Source organism: Nostoc sp., from assembly GCF_036917155.1.
Classification (GTDB): domain Bacteria; phylum Cyanobacteriota; class Cyanobacteriia; order Cyanobacteriales; family Nostocaceae; genus Nostoc.
The window spans coordinates 54980-72194 of the sequence record NZ_JBALDZ010000225.1 but is presented as its reverse complement, the minus strand read 5'-3'; the positions used below and the strand labels follow the sequence as shown (position 1 = coordinate 72194).

Genomic DNA, 17215 nt, shown 5'->3' with positions numbered 1-17215 from the left:
GGAAAAAATTCTTTTAAGATTTGGTTGCGGTATGAATCCACATACTTGTCTTCAAGGATACCCAGCGCTTAGTCCCCAACCCCCAATACTTCTCTACGAGAGCTACGCCAAAGGCTTGCCTCGGCTCCAGTTCTATCAAGCGAAGTCAAGATGCTCGGTACAAGTTCCCAATCCCCATTACCCCTTATCCCCAGAGGGGGCCCCACCTTCCCCAATCCCCAATCCCCAATCCCCAGTCCCCAGTCCCCAATCCCCAATCCCCAATCCCCAGTCCCCAGTCCCCAATCCCTAGTCCCCAGTCCCCAGTCCCCAATCCCTAGTCCCCAGTCCCCAGTCCCCAATCCCTAGTCCCCAATCCCCAATCCCCATCAGCCCAGTCGTTAGATAAGGCACTCTATTGAGAAATGAGCAAAGAAACAGAAACTAGTGTTAAATCTGAAATAATTACTCAGCAAAAGATTGTCTGTTTCTCTCATCAGTTAGACACTTGGCGGAGTTTGGCAACTACTAAATGGAGTAAGCACAGTTTCAGTTTTCAGTGTGGCTTGCTAATTCTGCCTGCGGTCTGGATTTTAACTGCAAATGAACTGAAAGCTACAGCGAATGTTTTTACACCTGACTCGGCTAAAAATAGTAGTCAGCCAGAGTTACAAATAGTACAAGAAACAGAACCTACCCCGACAACTAAGCCCAATCAAACCGAACTGAATCTGCAACCAGAAACACCGCAACGCATTCGGGTTCGGAAAATCCAGGTTGTAGGTAGCACAGTTTTTCATGAAAATGACTTTAATCCAGTAATCAAACCCTTTGAAGAACGGGATTTAACTTTAGAAGAAATTAGACAAGCCGCAGATGCAGTTACCCAGCTTTACCTAAATAAAGGCTATATAAATTCCAGGGCAGTTCCAGACACTCAACAATCTAATAGCGCAGATGGTATTGTGGTAATTCGTGTCATCGAAGGGCGTTTGTCAGAGATTGACATCGAAGGGACGCGACAATTAAACCCATCTTATATTCGTAGTCGCATTCAACTAGGTGCTGGTATCCCTCTCAATACTGGCAAACTCGAAGAACAATTGAAACTATTACGACTCGATCCCCTATTTACAAATGTGGAAGCACGTCTGCGGCCAACGGGTAAGGTTGGTCAAAGTGTTCTCATTGTGAGAGTTGAAGAGGCAAAACCTTTAACTGGTAGTTTGGGTGTAGATAATTATTCGCCGCCGAGTATTGGGGCAGAAAGATTGGGTGTTGAACTGCACGATCGCAATTTAACCGGTATGGGAGATGAGTTAGCAGGCTCATATTACCATACACTCTCTGGTGGTTCCGATGCCTTTGATTTTAGCTATCAGATTCCTGTGAACGCCATGAATGGCAAGGTGCAGATTCGAGCAGCATTGAATCGCAACAAAATCACTGAGCCACCCTTTAACGCCTTTGGCATTCGGGCAAACCAGGATCTTTATGAAATCAATTATCGTCAACCATTAATGCGATCGCCTAAAGAAGAATTTGCTTTATCTTTAGGATTTACCTATCAAGATGGTCAAACTTTCCTCTTTGATAATCTTGCAACTCCCTTTGGCATTGGGCCTGATGCCAATGGTGTGAGCCGCACCAGTGTAATTAAATTTGGTCAAGATTATATCAAGCGCGAACCTCAAGGAGCTTGGTTTTTGCGATCGCAATTTAACTTTGGCATTAATATATTAGATGCAACTATCAACAATGACCCCATACCCGATGGTCGTTTTTTTAGTTGGTTAGGTCAAGTCCAGCGCGTGCAGCAACTCAGCAACGATCATTTATTGCTCATCCAAGCAGACTTGCAGCTGACACCAGATAGCCTTTTACCTTCCCAGCAATTTGTGATTGGCGGTGGACAATCTGTAAGGGGATATCGCCAAAATATCCGTTCTGGGGATAATGGATTTCGGGTAGCGATCGAAGATCGGTTTACAGTGCAGCGTAATGAATCTGGATTATCCACAATTCAACTTGCGCCATTTGTGGACATGGGAGCCGTCTGGAATCAGTCTAATAATCCTAATCAGCTACCCAATCAAACTTTTTTAGTGGGTGCAGGCTTAGGATTCTTGTGGAATCAGGCATTGGGAATTGATAATCTCTTTATGCGCCTCGATTATGGATTTCCATTTATCGATCTGAGCGATCGTGGTAATAACGCTCAGGATGATGGCTTTTACTTTAGTCTTCGCTATCAACCCTAATAATTTCTTTTCCATACCGCAGTGCAAAAACTTGAAAATTCTTCTCCCCTTGCACCCTTGCAGTTTCAATAATAAGTCTTTAACCGGACATGATATCACTACTGTTTCGGTGACATAGTGTAGCACATTAGTGTTTTCCGCAAGCAAAATGCCATTTGACTTGCTCAAAATGCCATTCAACTTACTTATTTCAGTATTTTCTACAGTTAACGACCTTTTCTTGCTGCGTTACTCTAATCTTTAAACCTAAGAATATTCACTTTTTCTGGAATTTAAATTTTCCGGTGTGTATTTACACACAGATAAAAATTAAGTCTATGACTTTAACAAAGAATTACAAGGAGTAAACTTATGACAGAATCTAACTCGCAAGACAAAAATAGCTTTCTCTACCCTCGTAGTCGATATTATGGTAAATTCCAGCCAGAAAACTTAGTGTTTAATGCCAACCTCCAAGAATTTGCCCAAAAAATTAGCTACATCACTTGCCTAGAAACAGGGGGAAAACTGTCTCAGGATGAAGCTTACGAGCAAATTAAGGCACTTTGGAAACAGTTGAAACACAGTAAAAAGCAACTGGCTATTAGTGAAAATAAAGAAGTTTAAAATAATGGGCATTGGGCATTGGGCATTGGAAAGAGGCAGAGGGGAAAGAGGTAATTTTATTATTCTCCCTCATCTCCCTCATCTCCCTCATCCCCCTCATCTCCCTCATCCCCCTCATCCCCCTCATCCCCCTCATCGCCCTCATCTCTCTTCCACGAGTTAATTACCTTCTACCAAAGTCCAAAAATAGCCATCTGGTGAGACAAAGGAGAAACTTGTCTCGCCAAATTCATTACTAATTATGTCTGTAACTTTTTGTGCAATACTTGCCTTGATGCGATCGCGATATTCCTGTATTCCCTTAACCCGATAGGTATATAAAGACATACCCAAGCTACCTGGTTGGGCTGCCTCAAAGCGCGATTCTAAATCAATGGATTCTGGGAATCGAATCACATAAAGTCTACCACTGCGTGCAGCCATCAGGTCAGACTGAGAAGAACGAGGATCGTCAAAGGTAGTGACAATAAACTTTTCACCAGGATTAAGGTCAAAAATATCTTTACCTGCTGGCGAAGATTCATAGCTAGTTTCGACACCATCCCGCACACGCAGCAAACCCAAAACTTCTTCATAAAACTTCAGGGTTTCTTTGCTGTCATCCTGAACAATAATCCCCATGTGGGTAAACTGACTAGTCTTGAGTGCCGCATTATGATTAACTTGTCCGTAATGCGGTAGTGTATAGCCAAACCGTTGAAACAAAACCTGTCGAGCGAAGGGTTGCAGTACCAGCATTTCTCGCACGCCAACTGCTGGCTCAATAAAAGGACGGCTTTTCCTCTCTTTGTTGTAGATGACTTCCCAATAAGGGTTAGAGTACCTAATAGGGAAACCTGCTGCCTTTGCATCTTCTATATGATTTAAGATACTTAAAACATCCGCAGTTAAGCTTGTCGCCCAGCGATTTCCTTTAATTTTCATTGACGCTGTTCCCAAACCTTCATGGGTGGGATTTTGCCAAACCATCAGCCGAATCAAACCATGATCTGCATTTTGGTGGTATAGGCGAATTGAGCGTAAAGACGAATTCACCCCATATAATTGATGGGCTACATCTGCGGTTAATTCTCCCACTTCACCAATGCGATAGCCAAATTGCTCCCAATACTGAATTGCAGAAATTGGCTCTGGGATGCCGATGCAGACTTCATAGATACCTTCAATAGCGGTTTGTTGTTCGTGAGTCATAATGAGTGCTGAGTTAGAAATAGAGACGCGATGAATCGCGTCTGTACAAGGGTATTGAGTAGAGACGCGATTCATCTCGTCTGTGTTTACAAAAGTATCTCTTAAAAAATCAGAAAAGCAACAGCTTTATTTAGCTAACAAATTGGCGATCGCCCCAGTTACCCTGACTAGATGTATAATTTATAACTTATCTCAAACCTCTTTCCATAAGCATTTGAGGTTCGATATTCTCAACATTAGCGATCGCTTCTAACTGCGAAATCCCAGCGATCGCATCAAAAATATTACCTGATTTGGCACGCAACCAAGCGGCATGAGGCGCATAAGAAAAGCTTTGTGCTACTTCATAACCCGCTTGATTAATGACCTCGCGCTGCGACTCCACGTCAACGCCTTCAGCAAAGCGAATGAAAACCAGTCCAGTTGGTACTACTAAGGAAGCATTTGCTTCTAGTGTATAAATCGGACTCAATATACCCTTTTCTGATTGATTGGGTTCGCCTGAAAAAACTGCGATTTCACCGTTATTAAGTTGTAAAATAGCTCCTGCTGGCACGGTGCTGGGTTGATTGTAATGTATTGCATAGTATCCAGACTTACGAGTGTAGGATACAGCAGTACGACCGCTACCAACGCGAATTTGTTGGGGATACTCAGAAAAAGAGTCTTTTTGCAATCTCACTTCAGCACTCAGGGGTAGAGAGTAAACCTGTAGAAAATACCCAGATGGAAAATAAAACATTTTTCTCAAGTTCTAATGATGTTATAGCGTTTTTCAGTGGTATGGAATAGATTTTTTTCATCGTGACGCACAGTTTACCCCTACTGGTAGTGAAGATTCTTAAAGTAACCTGATTTTGAATCTCCTCTTTTCTGGAAAAACGAATCGAAGGCTTGTATGAACTTAGATAGATTAAATTCTGTATCGTAATACACATATAACACATGAAATAAAAAACATCCATAAACTAAACGGCAGCTCACTATGTATGCAGCAGTCCTTCAAATTAAGGCATAATACGGTTTCCCCATGCCCGTTGGGAGTGCTGAGTAATGAGTAATGAGTGCTGAGTGCTGAGTAATGAGTGAAATTCCCCACTCAGGACTGGGAACTGTTTTGCCCAATCCCCAATACCCAATTTTCAAAACATTTAGGAGATTAAACAATGGTTCAGGTTCGCTATGGTGGACAGAACGGCCAACAGTATGAATTTGCTATCAGTAACGAACATGTTGTAGTACGTACTGAAAGCCGCAGCACTATTGTGGGTGCAAGATCCTTTGAAGTCGCACCTGTATCACCCATAGCTCGTAGTATCCTCAATCAATTTGAGTTAACAACACGGTTTCGGCAAGCGGGTGTAGAAATTTTGCAAGCGAAAGTTCCGAATCAGGGTGTTGCTTTGCGCGATCGCGCCCGTGAAATTCTCAACAATGAGTCTGAAGTCCAATTTGCCGGACGTGTCCTAATCGATCCAATATCCCAACAACCTGTAGTTTACACTGAAAACCTTTTTGTTAAATTTGACAGCGAGGAAGAGTCAAGGGTCTGCCAAGAAGTTTTAAGACGTTACGGCTTAACAATTAAACGTCAACTTGAATACGCACGAAATGCTTATTTTGTCAGCGCGCCTGCAAATACTGGTATGGCCGTCTTTGACATCGCCGAGAGACTTCTGAATGAGGAATCAGTTGAACTGTGCCATCCTGAACTAGCGCGTGAGTCACGCCAACGTCAGGTTTTCCCGCAGCAGTGGCACTTAAAGCAAACAACAATTAATGGTAAGATAATTAACGCCCACGCCAACGTTGAAGCAGCTTGGAAGTTGGGCGATGGTACAGGGACAATTATTGCAATTATCGACGATGGTGTGGATCTCGATCATGAAGAGTTCCGTTCCTCTGGCAAGATTGTTGCCCCGCGTGATGTCACACGTAAAACGAACAATCCCAGACCGGGAAACGATAATAACCACGGTACATCCTGTGCCGGAGTAGCTTGTGGAAACGGCAACTTTGGGGCATCTGGTGTGGCACCAGGCGCAAAGCTGATGCCGATTCGTTTAGCTTCGGCGCTGGGGTCACAAGATGAAGCAGATGCTTTTATTTGGGCGGCTCAAAATGGTGCCGATGTAATTTCTTGTAGCTGGGGCCCAGCGGACGGTACTTGGTTTGAGCCAGACGATCCTGTACACAAGCAAAAAGTACCTCTGCCTGATTCCACACGACTTGCTATAGACTTTGCAATCAATAAAGGACGCAACGGCAAGGGTTGTGTAGTTTTATTCGCCGCTGGCAATGGTAATGAAAACGTCGATAACGACGGCTACGCCAGCTACCAAAAAGTGATTGCGGTGGCAGCTTGTAATGACTACGGTAAGAGAAGCGCTTACAGCGACTTTGGTCAAGCGGTCTGGTGCGCCTTTCCCAGCAACAATGGTGATAGTTCTCAAACCTCTGGAATTTGGACGACTGATCGCTCTGGTGTACTTGGTTATAATTCGGGTAATCAGAATCTAGGTGACGCCGCAGGCAACTACACAAATGAATTTGGCGGAACTTCCAGCGCTTGCCCAGGTGCAGCGGGTGTTGCAGCCTTGATTCTTGCCAGAAACCCAAATCTGCGTTGGGATGAAGTGCGAGATATTTTTAAACGCTCTAGCGATCGCATTGATCCCACTGGAGGTAAATATGATGCCAATGGTCACAGCCCTTTCTACGGTTACGGTCGAATCAATGCTCTCAAGGCTGTAGAGTTGGCCAAGCCTGCTCAAACATCACCCATTAGCATATTTAAAGCAGTCCAAGATATTCCAATTAATGACTTGCAAGTATCAACATTATCGTTGGCGATCGCTAATACCACCCTTTTGAAATCCATCAAAGTTCTAGTAGATATCGAGCATACTTATATTGGGGATCTTATAGTTACTCTGCTTCCCCCAGTGCAAATCGGCATACTGCCAATAGTTCTGCACGATCGCCAGGGCGGAGCTACAGATAACATCAAAACAACTTATGATGAGGTAAACACCCCTAAACTTGCTGCCTTCAAAGGTAAAAGTCCTCAAGGAACCTGGACTCTAGAAGTTGCAGATAAAGCTAACGCAGATATAGGAAAGATTCGGAGTTTGACCATTGAAATTGGATTTTGAGTTAAGGATAATTGTTGGTTGGATAGAGCGATCGTTCTATCCAACCTTTTTACATAAATTCGTGGTGAATTGAGAGTTGAAATTTAAACGCAAAGGATCGCAAAGATTAGCGCAGAGGAACGCAAAGGTTTAATTATCACAATGGTATTAGCTTTGAGTCACAGCCTCTTTCGCCAAGAACTTCTCTAATTCTGTCAGCGCATCAGCATCAACCTTAGTTTGCATTGGGCAGAACTTAGGCCCACACATCGAACAAAACTCAGCAGTTTTATAGATATCTGCTGGTAGAGTTTCATCGTGATATTCCTTAGCTCTTTCTGGATCGAGTGATAATTCAAACTGACGGTTCCAATCGAAGTTGTAACGCGCCTTAGAAAGTTCATCATCTCTATCTCTTGCACCAGGGCGATGTCTAGCAATATCAGCCGCATGAGCCGCTATTTTATAGGCAATCAAACCATTCCGCACATCTTCGGCATTTGGTAGACCCAAATGTTCTTTAGGTGTTACATAGCACAACATTGCAGTACCGTACCATCCAGCCATTGCTGCCCCAATCGCTGAAGTGATATGGTCATAACCAGGAGCAATATCTGTCACCAAAGGCCCCAACACATAGAAAGGTGCTTCCGAACACTCTTCCATCTGCTTACGGACGTTGAACTCAATTTGATCCATTGGGACGTGTCCAGGCCCCTCCACCATCACCTGTACATTATCTTCCCAGGCTTTGCGAGTTAGCTGTCCCAGGGTTTTCAATTCAGCTAATTGTGCTTCATCTGAGGCATCATGGGTGCAGCCGGGACGCAGGGAATCTCCTAAACTGAAGGAGACATCATATTTTTTGAAAATCTCAATAATGTCTTGAAAGTGGGTATAAAGCGGGTTTTGTTTATGGTGATGTAGCATCCACCGCGCCAAAATGCCGCCACCACGAGAGACAATCCCAGTGATGCGATTTCTCACTAAAGGCAAATGCTCAATTAAAATCCCTGCGTGGATAGTTTGATAGTCTACTCCTTGCTGGGCGTGCTTTTCGATGATATGGAGAAAGTCATCAGCAGTCAGATTCTCAATTGTGCCGTGGACACTTTCTAAAGCTTGGTACACTGGTACTGTACCAATGGGAACAGGTGAAGCTTTAATAATCGCGGTGCGAATTTCATCCAAGTTACCGCCACCTGTGGATAAATCCATCACGGTATCAGCACCGTATTTCACCGCTAGGTTTAGCTTATCAACTTCCTCCTGAAGATTAGAAGAATTGGGGGAAGCACCGATATTAGCATTTACTTTACATTTAGAGGCGATGCCAATAGCCATCGGCTCTAAATTAGTGTGATTAATATTAGCCGGGATAATCATTCGTCCCCGCGCCACTTCCTCACGAATGAGATCGGCTGGGAGATTTTCCCGTTGGGCGACATAGTGCATTTCTTCAGTGATAACACCTTGGCGGGCGTAGTGCATTTGAGATACATTAGCCTGCCCACGCCGTTTAGCAACCCATTCTGTCCGCATATTGTCATTCCTCAATAAACAGCTTCCCTCCGCTGGTATTACCCAGACTCAGGTGTTAAGGGTGTGATCTCAGCCTGGTTATATAGGCACCCCTAGCATGGATGTAGTGTACCACTTTGGTCATATCTGGGGGCAAGGGTGTTAAAAATTTATGCTGTTTTTTTGGAGTCTGGCGATGTCTACGACGAGCTGCGCCTACGCTGTTTTTGTTGAATAATGTCTAATACTGCCTTGTGGATTTCCTCTGGAGTCATTGAAGCGGGATAAGTCGCAGAGGGAGGTTTTGCCGTCAAACGATCCGCAAGTGCGTAAAAAGCCTCTTGATCGTCTTGGTGTGCAATGACGTAGGCGCGTAATTCTGCCTTGCTCATAGCATCAAAGTTTGGTTTACTCATGGATATTCCCAGTTGCCATCACGACTAATCAGAATTTCTATATCTTCTCCAGCCAAGATGAATATTTTTCCAGTGCGCTCATCCAGACGCACCATGTAAATTGGTTTGTAGGTATTTTTGACACTCCCCGCCATTTATGGCTGGGGAGTGTCAAATAAAAGCTTATCTATATTTTATAGTAATTTAATGGAGCCAAAGCGATACCATAGTCTGTTAATTTGGCGTAGTTTATAGATAGAGGCATCGCTGAGATTTATGGCTATTGGCGTGTAAACATCTTGTGGTTTAGCAAGCTGTAACTCGAACATCAGAAGTGACAGTCCAGCGCGAATTGCACCTGAGAAAAGGCACTACCGCTGCCATCTCGATCAAAAAACTTTGTACTTTTTAGAGTAGATTTTTGCGTATTATTACTAGCATAAGGACTAATTGTAAAAGTTAAGATGTACTCTTCAAACACCGATTAAATAAGCCTTAAGGTGATGTGTGGGTTAGACTAAAAGCGATCGCTAACAGATAAATATCTGCAATATCAGGTCAAAGAACCCAGGATAATGAATCATAATTAATCTCTATAGCTTTGATTTATCAGCCATCAGCCACCAGTTACAAGCCGGAAGCTGAGATGCCGATTACTCAAGGCTTTTGATTCAACTTAACGAATTGACTATGAATTCTGAAAAAATCAAAAATTCTCTAAATATTTCGCCAGCGATACGTGTGGGAGTACTGGGTTTCGGTGGACTCGGACAAGCGGCCGCCAAGGTACTTGCTGGCAAACGAGAAATGATTTTAGTTGCAGCAGCAGACCAAAAAGGCTACGCTTACGCTGCTGACGGTTTAAATACTGAAGCATCCATTGCAACCTATCAGTCTCAAGGTTCGGTGGGTTATTTAGAGCCAATTGGTACATTAACAAATCAAAGTATTCAAGATTTAATCGAAATAGCCCAACCTGTAGATGGGTATTTTTTGGCTTTACCCAACCTGCCAAATGACTTTATTCCCACTGTCGCCAAGGAATTTATCAAATCTGGTTGGCGTGGGGTACTAGTAGATGCAATTAAACGCACTACTGCTGTAGAACAACTCCTCGCGATGAAAGAGGAACTACAAGCTGCCGGGATTACTTATATGACAGGATGTGGTGCTACACCTGGACTGTTAACAGCAGCAGCAGCTTTAGCCGCCCAAAGCTACGCCGAAATTCATCAAGTTGAAATTACCTTTGGGGTAGGAATTGCTAACTGGGAAGCTTACCGCGCCACTGTTCGGGAAGATATCGGCCATATACCTGGTTACACAGTGGAAACTGCTAGAGCGATGACTGATGCCGAAGTAGAAGCACTATTAGATAAAACTAATGGCGTGCTTACCTTGACAAATATGGAACACGCTGATGATGTGATGTTAGAAGTAGCGGGGATAGTGGGACGCGATCGCGTTACAGTTGGTGGCGTAGTCGATACCCGCAATCCCAAAAAGCCCCTCAGCACCAATGTGAAGGTAACAGGACGTACCTTTGAAGGCAAGATTTCCACCCATACCTTTACTCTGGGAGATGAAACCAGCATGGCAGCAAATGTTTGCGGCCCTGCCTTCGGCTATCTCAAAGCTGGTAGGCAATTGCACCAACGCGGCATCTATGGAATATTCACTGCTGCCGAAATTATGCCGCAATTTGTTAGGTAAGTAGGGAATGGGGCATGGGGAGAAGAGTTTTCTCTGCTCTGTGCGCCCCACGCTCCTCTGCCTCTTTTCAATGCCCAATGTCCAATGCCCAATCCCCAATGCCCAATCCCCAATACCCAATCCCCAATCCCCAATACCCAATGTCCAATGCCCAATCCCCAATCCCCAATCCCCAATCCCCAATCCCCAATTCTTATAATAGAATTTCAGTGCTGATAAATCGGAGGTAAGTGTGACCACTACGGTACACTGGCAGGAACGGGTTGGTAATCAAAGGGATTGGATTTGGCGGGGCTGGCAAACCCGCTACACTTACATTCGTCCTAGCCAAAATCACCACAATACAACACCTCTAATTCTGTTACATGGCTTTGGCGCTTCCATTGGTCATTGGCGACATAATTTAGAGGTTTTGGGTGAACATCACACAGTTTACGCCATCGATATGTTGGGTTTTGGCGCTTCTGAAAAAGCCGCAGCTAATTACAGCATTGAATTCTGGGTTGAGCAAGTTTACGATTTCTGGAAAACATTTATCCGTCAACCAGCGATATTAATAGGCAATTCCAACGGTTCACTAATTTCGATGGCCGCTGCCGCCACCCACCCCGATATGGTGCTGGGTATGGTAATGATGAGTTTACCTGATCCTTCATTAGAACAAGAAGCAATTCCTTCTGTGCTGCGCCCACTCGTCACAGCAATTAAAAATGTTGTTGCTTCGCCGTTGATACTTAAACCTGTATTTAACTTCGTGCGCCGTCCTGGGGTGCTGCGTCGCTGGGCTAGTATCGCCTACGCTAATCCAGAGGCGATTACTGATGAACTCATTGAAATTTTAGCAGGGCCTCCCCAAGATCGGGGTTCTGCGAGGGCGTTTAGTGCTTTGTTCAAAGCTGCGATCGGAATTAATTTTAGTCCTAGTGTCAAGGTAGTATTACCAACCTTAACAATTCCCATGCTTTTAATTTGGGGACAAAAAGACCGATTTGTTCCGCCAGCCTTAGCTAGTCAATTCGCCCAATACAACAAAAAATTGGAAGTGCTGAATCTGGAGGATGTCGGGCATTGTCCCCATGATGAATGTCCAGAACAAGTTAACCAAGCGATTTTAGATTGGATTGAGAAATGGGATGGCGTAGGCGAAGCCCGCCGCAGGCATCGCCATCCATTGGTTATTCCCTAAATGTTATGGTTATGCAATGGGTGCGATCGCATCGGCAGTACCTACTCAATCGTCGCTTGGTTAGTGTCAACATCTGTAGTGCCATTCACAGAACGCGCCACAGAAACCATTTTATTGAGAATTTCTTGACTGGGGACTTTACCTTTCAACACTACAGTGCTACCAGTCTGAGCAACCCAAAGGGTATTAACATCGTCAAGTTGATCGTCTTCATCAAATGCCAACGCTACCCGTTTTGCTAAACCACTTTGGTCATATTCTCCGCTTAATCCTAGACGTTCTGGGGGTATCGATTGCGTAGCAGTAGCAACATCACTACTAGGAGCTTCCACCACAGCCTGTGGAGCCGGATTTACTTCTGCATTTTCAGGTTTTTCCATTCCAAACAATCTTTGCAACCAACCCATATATTTTTTCTCCTATTAAAAGCTCATTAAATCTGAGTATAAAAGCTTTACAAAAATGCCGCATCTGCCAATAAAAAGATATACATTCAATGAAATTTTGGCTTGCAGTATGATTTCTAAAGAATTTCTCGATTCAGAATGCAATGAGTGCATCTCTTAAGTTTACAATAGGAGGTCGCACTAAGTTTTTAGTGCGGTAGTAGGTCTAGCGTTGCCTTTTGCTAGTGTCTGCGTTCCTCAATTCCTGCTCTAGCCTCTGTTGGCGAAGATGAAACATACCCTTTCAGTTCTCGTAGAAGATGAGGCGGGTGTTCTTTCCCGCATTTCTGGTTTATTTGCACGTCGCGGCTTTAATATTGAAAGCCTTGCTGTTGGCCCTGCTGAACAAGGAGGAGTCTCTCGAATTACAATGGTTGTCCCTGGTGACGATCGTATTATCGAGCAACTTACCAAGCAACTGTACAAATTAGTCAATGTCTTGAAAGTCCAGGATATTACCGAAATTCCTTGTGTTGAGCGGGAATTGATGCTTTTGAAGGTGAATGCTAGTACCAGCAATCGCTCAGAAGTAATCGAACTGTCTCAAATTTTCCGGGCGCGAGTCGTGGATGTGGCAGAAGATTCTCTCACCTTAGAAGTTGTGGGAGATCCAGGTAAAATGGTAGCGATCGTGCAAGTGTTGCAAAAATTTGGTTTGAAAGAAATCGCCCGCACCGGCAAAATTGCCCTAACTCGTGAGTCAGGCGTCAATACTGAGTTACTAAAATCTTTGGAAGCAAAGGTTTAGTTGGGAATTTAAATCAAGGCTCAGAAATACTCAACAGCAAGGGCATAAAACAGGAGTCAGAATACAGAATTCAGAATTCAGAATTGGTGAATACTCTACCCATAAAGAGATAGAGTTTTAAGGTGAGAATATTTTAATTTTTTTCGCTCACCAGGGGCGAGGTTTTAACCAATATTCAGACGCTCGCGGACTCGCTTGCCGCCGGCGCTATCACCCACTCGTACAGAATTCATACTGAATTCTGACTCCTGAGTTCTGAATTCTTCTTATAAATTAAACACAGCAGAAGTCATAGTAGCAGTTGTTACTATGACTTTCTGCTTGGATAAGCCCAAAACCCTGATGTAGAGACGCGATAAATCGCGTCTTCAAAGACCAATAACCCTTAACCCAAGCGCATTGCCTTAAAGACGACCAAAAAATTGAAGGAAGCAGGAGGTTTTACAATTCGTGTGATATTAAAAGCTAATAATAAAACTGTGTTCAGTAAGTTAATACCCGACAAAATTTGGGATGTTACTCATGCTCAGACGTAAAAGTAGTCGTAAAATATCCTCAGTGGTTATGCTTGTGCTTGTTATATGCTTTACTCTGATAAGTGTGCGTTCATTTGGGCAAACAATTATGACATCAGCACCCCAACTGCTCACCGATCCATTTTTGCAACTGCCAACTGAAAACTCAGTGCGAGTAGTCTGGTTTACTGAGTTTGCTGGTGTTAATCACACAGTCTTCTATGGAGAAAATCTCAAACAAACTGCTAAGGCAAATATTACCAAACTCAGTCGCACGCGCGAAGACCAAAAGTCAAAAGTTGCTAACCAAACCAAAGACGGCCAAATTAATCAAAAACCTATCCAGCGTCACATTTGGCGACATGAAGCTGAGGTAACTGGGTTAACTCCTGGTTTACGGGTAAACTATCGTGTGACAAGTGTGCGAGAAGATGGCGAGAGTGTTAACAGTGATGTTTTTACCCTTACAGCTACTCCCAAACCCGATACGCCACTCAAAATTTTACTCACTTCAGATCATCAATTAAAGCCCATGACCTCTGCAAATCTGCAAAAGGTGGTAGAAACAGTTGGCAGAGTTGATGGGGTGTGGTTTGCTGGTGATTTGGTTAATGTCAGCGATCGCGCCTCAGAATGGTTTGATGATAGTAGTGGTGGTGCATTATTTCCGGGTTTACAAGGTCGTGCTACTTATGACATCACTCACAATGGTGTTAAGACAACCTACATCGGTGGACAAATAATTCAACACGCACCCATGTTTACTTGCATTGGCAATCATGAGGTGATGGGGCGCTTTGCCAGAACAGGAAGTTTAGATGGTGAATTTGATGATACAATTCCCCGTGTCGTCGCTCAAAAAATCTACCAGGATAAATCTTTAATAGATAATTCTTTTAATACTAATACCTACGAAGAGATTTTCTCTTTACCAAAAAGTAAAGAGGGTGGAAAAAAGTATTATGCAGTCAGCTTTGGTGATGTGCGTTTGGTGGTACTCTACATTACAAATATGTGGCGGACTCCCAGCTTAGATGGAAAGCGTAGGAGTAGATATCAAGAAGCTGAAAAGGATTTAAATAATCCTGAGAATTGGGGCTATGGACAACTGATTTATGAGCCAGTTGCTAAAGGCAGCAAGCAGTACAATTGGTTAGATTCAGAACTCAACAGCGTGGAGTTTAAACAAGCAAAATACAAAGTTGTGATGTTCCATCATCCACCCCATACTTTAGGTGATAATATAGTTCCTGCTTATACAGAACCAGTAAAGATAATTGAACGGGATGGTAATAATATCAAAGCAGTGCGTTACGAGTATCCCAAAGACGCAGATTATATTATTCGTGATGTTGTCCCAATACTTGAAGCCGCTAATGTGCAATTAGTATTTTATGGGCATTCCCATTTGTGGAATCGCTTTGTTAGTCAAAGTGGAATGCACTTTCTAGAAACATCTAATGTGGGTAATACTTACGGTGCTGCCTGGGGTGACAGAAAACGAGAAGTACCAATTGGATATCAAGAGGATTATGTTAAGGTTGGCGATCCCAATGGATTAGAACCGATAGTGCCAACAATTGCCCCCTTGCTAGGCGAAGATGGAAAGCCGATGCCTTATATTGCAAGTAATGATATTACGGTTTTTAGTATCTTTGATACGGGGACAGGTACGATAAGTAGTTATCGTTTTGATACTCGCAAACCTGATTCAGAAGTATTGAAGTTTGATGAATTTAAATTGAACTGAATCAAAAGGCCATTAAGGAATTGTGTGTAAGTAAGTCGGTGAGAAAAATTCAATGTATATGAAGAAATATAAATTAGCTGTAGGGTGTGTTATGCCTTATAGCAACGCACCTGGGATTGTTGACGGTGCGGCGCTTGGCGACAACACACCCGACATTAAAATTCCTTAACATAGCTGGAAATATTAGCACCGACTTACTTACACGGTAGTCTTTATAAGGAGAGGGATTGAGGGTGAGGTAAACCAGATATATAAATTGTATCTTATCTAACTCTTATTCCTAAGATATTTTACTTATTAAAAGGGAACAGGGAACGGGCAACAGGCAACAGGGAAATCCCCATAATTAAAATCAGGGGATTTGTACAAGGACACATTGAAACATCGTGGCTGACGCCATCTCGTTTCAAATATTTTTATCTCTTTTCATAAATAAATTTAGGGGCTTTAAACCCTGTATTCGGGGCTAATTTTTTTTCTGTTCCCTGTTAAGAGTTCCCTGTTCCCGCCCCGAAGGGGCTTGGTAAAATTGTCCCTCTCCGATTCAGAGAGGGACAGAATTGAACTTTAGTTCAAAGCTGGGAAAAGTTCGTTAGAAATCACATTAATTGAACTTTATCTACTCCCGGCTCCAACCGTTTGTCGTTCTCGCCGTGCGACTTCTGCATGTACTAAAGGAATGACATCACGCCCATAAGCGATCGCATCCTCTAGGGGATCAAAGCCGCGAATCAACAAGGTAGTCACACCTGCATCGTAATAATCAACCAAAGCCTCTGCTACTTGTTCTGGTGTACCCACTAGGGCTGTAGTGTTACCTGCCGCACCAGTAGCCGCTGCGATCGGTGTCCAGAGACGCTTATCGTAAACCTCATTTTTGGCTGCAAAATCCAGTAGGCGTTGTGACCCTACCGCCTGAGGTCTAGCTGGGGCAGCTACTTTCGCCCCTCCGCGCAACTCTTGAATTCGCCCTAAAATGTTATGTGCCTTCTCCCAAGCCTCTTGTTCTGTAGCACCAAGAATCGGTCGCAGGGAGACGCTAAAGCGAATCGAACGACCGGGTGGTAAGGCAGCACGAACCTCTGCGATTCGTTCTTTAACTGCGGCAATTGGCTCACCCCACAAGGCGTAGACATTACTATGTTTGGCTCCTACCTGCACGGCTGGCCCAGATGCACCACCAAAGTAAAGGGGGATGTGGGGCTGTTGCAGCGGCTTAATCGCCGAAAAAGCATCTTTGATGCGATAAAATTCACCTTCATAATCAAAGGGAGTGTCGCTCGTCCAGACGCGACGAACAATTTCTAAATATTCATCAGTGCGGCGGTAGCGGCTGTCATGATCTAGCCAGTCACCATCTTTTTGCTGGTCAGCATCACTGCCACCAGTAATAATATGTATTGCGATTCGACCGTTGGTAAAATGGTCAAGAGTAGCTGCCTTGCGAGCTGCCAGAGTTGGTGCTACAAAACCTGGACGATGAGCAATCAAAAAGCCCAATCGCTCGGTTGCCGAAGCTGCGAAACTAGCAACAGTCAAACCATCAGGGCTGCTAGAACTATAGCCAATTAATACTTTATCAAAGCCTCCTTCTTCATGGGCTTTGGCAAATTCACGAACATAAGCTGGATCAATGATGTCATCGCCCAAACTACCTGGTGTACTATTTAATTCCGAAGCTGGCTTTGTCCGAATCAATCCAATAAATTCAACTGGCATAATTAATTCTCCTAAAAATGTTATTGGGGATTGGTTATTCCTAGTCCCCAG

General features: G+C 43.7%; 16 protein-coding genes and 1 riboswitch. Of the genes, 7 read left to right on the top strand and 9 right to left on the bottom strand.

The window, feature by feature from the left end:
* Positions 1 to 68: 68 nt before the first annotated feature.
* Positions 69 to 341 carry a hypothetical protein gene (locus V7K67_RS30035; protein ID WP_335169650.1) on the bottom strand — a complete coding sequence of 91 codons (273 nt, stop codon included), beginning with the start codon at positions 339 to 341 and terminating at the stop codon, positions 69 to 71.
* A gap of 63 nt (positions 342 to 404) precedes the next feature.
* Between V7K67_RS30035 and V7K67_RS30030 the strand changes: the two genes are divergently transcribed.
* The gene (locus V7K67_RS30030) at positions 405 to 2240 is read left to right on the top strand and encodes a ShlB/FhaC/HecB family hemolysin secretion/activation protein (RefSeq protein WP_334733605.1); all 1836 of its coding nucleotides are present in this window, start codon (positions 405 to 407) and stop codon (positions 2238 to 2240) included.
* A gap of 351 nt (positions 2241 to 2591) precedes the next feature.
* On the top strand, positions 2592 to 2846 hold the full coding sequence (locus V7K67_RS30025) for a DUF7219 family protein (protein ID WP_334733604.1): 255 nt from the start codon (positions 2592 to 2594) through the stop codon (positions 2844 to 2846).
* A gap of 159 nt (positions 2847 to 3005) precedes the next feature.
* On the opposite strand, the gene V7K67_RS30020 is transcribed toward V7K67_RS30025, so the two are convergent.
* Both V7K67_RS30020 and V7K67_RS30015 read right to left on the bottom strand, forming a co-directional pair.
* Positions 3006 to 4037 (bottom strand): VOC family protein, encoded by a 1032-nt coding sequence (locus V7K67_RS30020; RefSeq protein ID WP_334733618.1) that lies wholly within the window; start codon positions 4035 to 4037, stop codon positions 3006 to 3008.
* 187 nt (positions 4038 to 4224) lie between these two features.
* Entirely contained in the window at positions 4225 to 4779 is a 555-nt protein-coding gene (locus tag V7K67_RS30015; protein ID WP_334733603.1) for a hypothetical protein, read from the bottom strand.
* A 424-nt stretch (positions 4780 to 5203) separates the two neighbouring features.
* Here V7K67_RS30015 and V7K67_RS30010 point away from each other — a divergent pair, with 424 nt between their 5' ends.
* The gene (locus V7K67_RS30010) at positions 5204 to 7192 is read left to right on the top strand and encodes a S8 family serine peptidase (RefSeq protein ID WP_334733602.1); all 1989 of its coding nucleotides are present in this window, start codon (positions 5204 to 5206) and stop codon (positions 7190 to 7192) included.
* 147 nt (positions 7193 to 7339) lie between these two features.
* Here V7K67_RS30010 and thiC read toward each other — a convergent pair whose 3' ends face one another.
* The 3 genes from thiC to V7K67_RS29995 form a co-directional block, all read right to left on the bottom strand.
* A complete protein-coding gene (thiC, locus tag V7K67_RS30005) occupies positions 7340 to 8713 on the bottom strand; it encodes a phosphomethylpyrimidine synthase (RefSeq protein ID WP_334707888.1) in 1374 nt (457 codons plus the stop codon).
* Between the two features lie 7 nt (positions 8714 to 8720).
* A riboswitch (TPP riboswitch) is annotated at positions 8721 to 8817 on the bottom strand.
* A gap of 75 nt (positions 8818 to 8892) precedes the next feature.
* Positions 8893 to 9108: a DUF6887 family protein gene (locus tag V7K67_RS30000; protein WP_335145455.1), complete on the bottom strand. Its 216-nt coding sequence runs from the start codon at positions 9106 to 9108 to the stop codon at positions 8893 to 8895.
* On the bottom strand, positions 9105 to 9242 hold the full coding sequence (locus V7K67_RS29995; protein WP_335169646.1) for a DUF6888 family protein: 138 nt from the start codon (positions 9240 to 9242) through the stop codon (positions 9105 to 9107). The genes V7K67_RS30000 and V7K67_RS29995 overlap by 4 nt, the downstream gene beginning before the upstream one ends.
* Before the next feature lie 535 nt (positions 9243 to 9777).
* On the opposite strand from V7K67_RS29995, the gene bioU reads away from it, so the two are divergent.
* Positions 9778 to 10800: a (S)-8-amino-7-oxononanoate synthase BioU gene (gene bioU / locus V7K67_RS29990; protein ID WP_334733600.1), complete on the top strand. Its 1023-nt coding sequence runs from the start codon at positions 9778 to 9780 to the stop codon at positions 10798 to 10800.
* Positions 10801 to 10867: 67 nt separating this feature from the next.
* Here the strand turns inward: bioU and V7K67_RS29985 are convergent, their stop codons facing one another.
* Positions 10868 to 10990 (bottom strand): hypothetical protein, encoded by a 123-nt coding sequence (locus V7K67_RS29985; RefSeq protein WP_335169644.1) that lies wholly within the window; start codon positions 10988 to 10990, stop codon positions 10868 to 10870.
* A gap of 42 nt (positions 10991 to 11032) precedes the next feature.
* On the opposite strand from V7K67_RS29985, the gene V7K67_RS29980 reads away from it, so the two are divergent.
* Positions 11033 to 11986, top strand: coding sequence for an alpha/beta fold hydrolase (locus V7K67_RS29980; protein WP_335169642.1), 954 nt, complete (start codon positions 11033 to 11035; stop codon positions 11984 to 11986).
* A gap of 41 nt (positions 11987 to 12027) precedes the next feature.
* Here V7K67_RS29980 and V7K67_RS29975 read toward each other — a convergent pair whose 3' ends face one another.
* Positions 12028 to 12393, bottom strand: coding sequence for a phospholipid-binding protein (locus V7K67_RS29975; RefSeq protein WP_334733598.1), 366 nt, complete (start codon positions 12391 to 12393; stop codon positions 12028 to 12030).
* A gap of 268 nt (positions 12394 to 12661) precedes the next feature.
* Here V7K67_RS29975 and ilvN point away from each other — a divergent pair, with 268 nt between their 5' ends.
* Together ilvN and V7K67_RS29965 are read left to right on the top strand one after the other, a co-directional pair.
* A complete protein-coding gene (ilvN, locus tag V7K67_RS29970; RefSeq protein WP_179064652.1) occupies positions 12662 to 13180 on the top strand; it encodes an acetolactate synthase small subunit in 519 nt (172 codons plus the stop codon).
* 624 nt (positions 13181 to 13804) lie between these two features.
* Positions 13805 to 15445, top strand: a complete 1641-nt coding sequence (locus V7K67_RS29965) for a metallophosphoesterase (RefSeq protein WP_335169640.1) — start codon at positions 13805 to 13807, stop codon at positions 15443 to 15445.
* 615 nt (positions 15446 to 16060) lie between these two features.
* Here V7K67_RS29965 and V7K67_RS29960 read toward each other — a convergent pair.
* Positions 16061 to 17164 carry an LLM class flavin-dependent oxidoreductase gene (locus tag V7K67_RS29960; RefSeq protein ID WP_335169638.1) on the bottom strand — a complete coding sequence of 368 codons (1104 nt, stop codon included), beginning with the start codon at positions 17162 to 17164 and terminating at the stop codon, positions 16061 to 16063.
* Between the last annotated feature and the right edge of the window lie 51 nt (positions 17165 to 17215).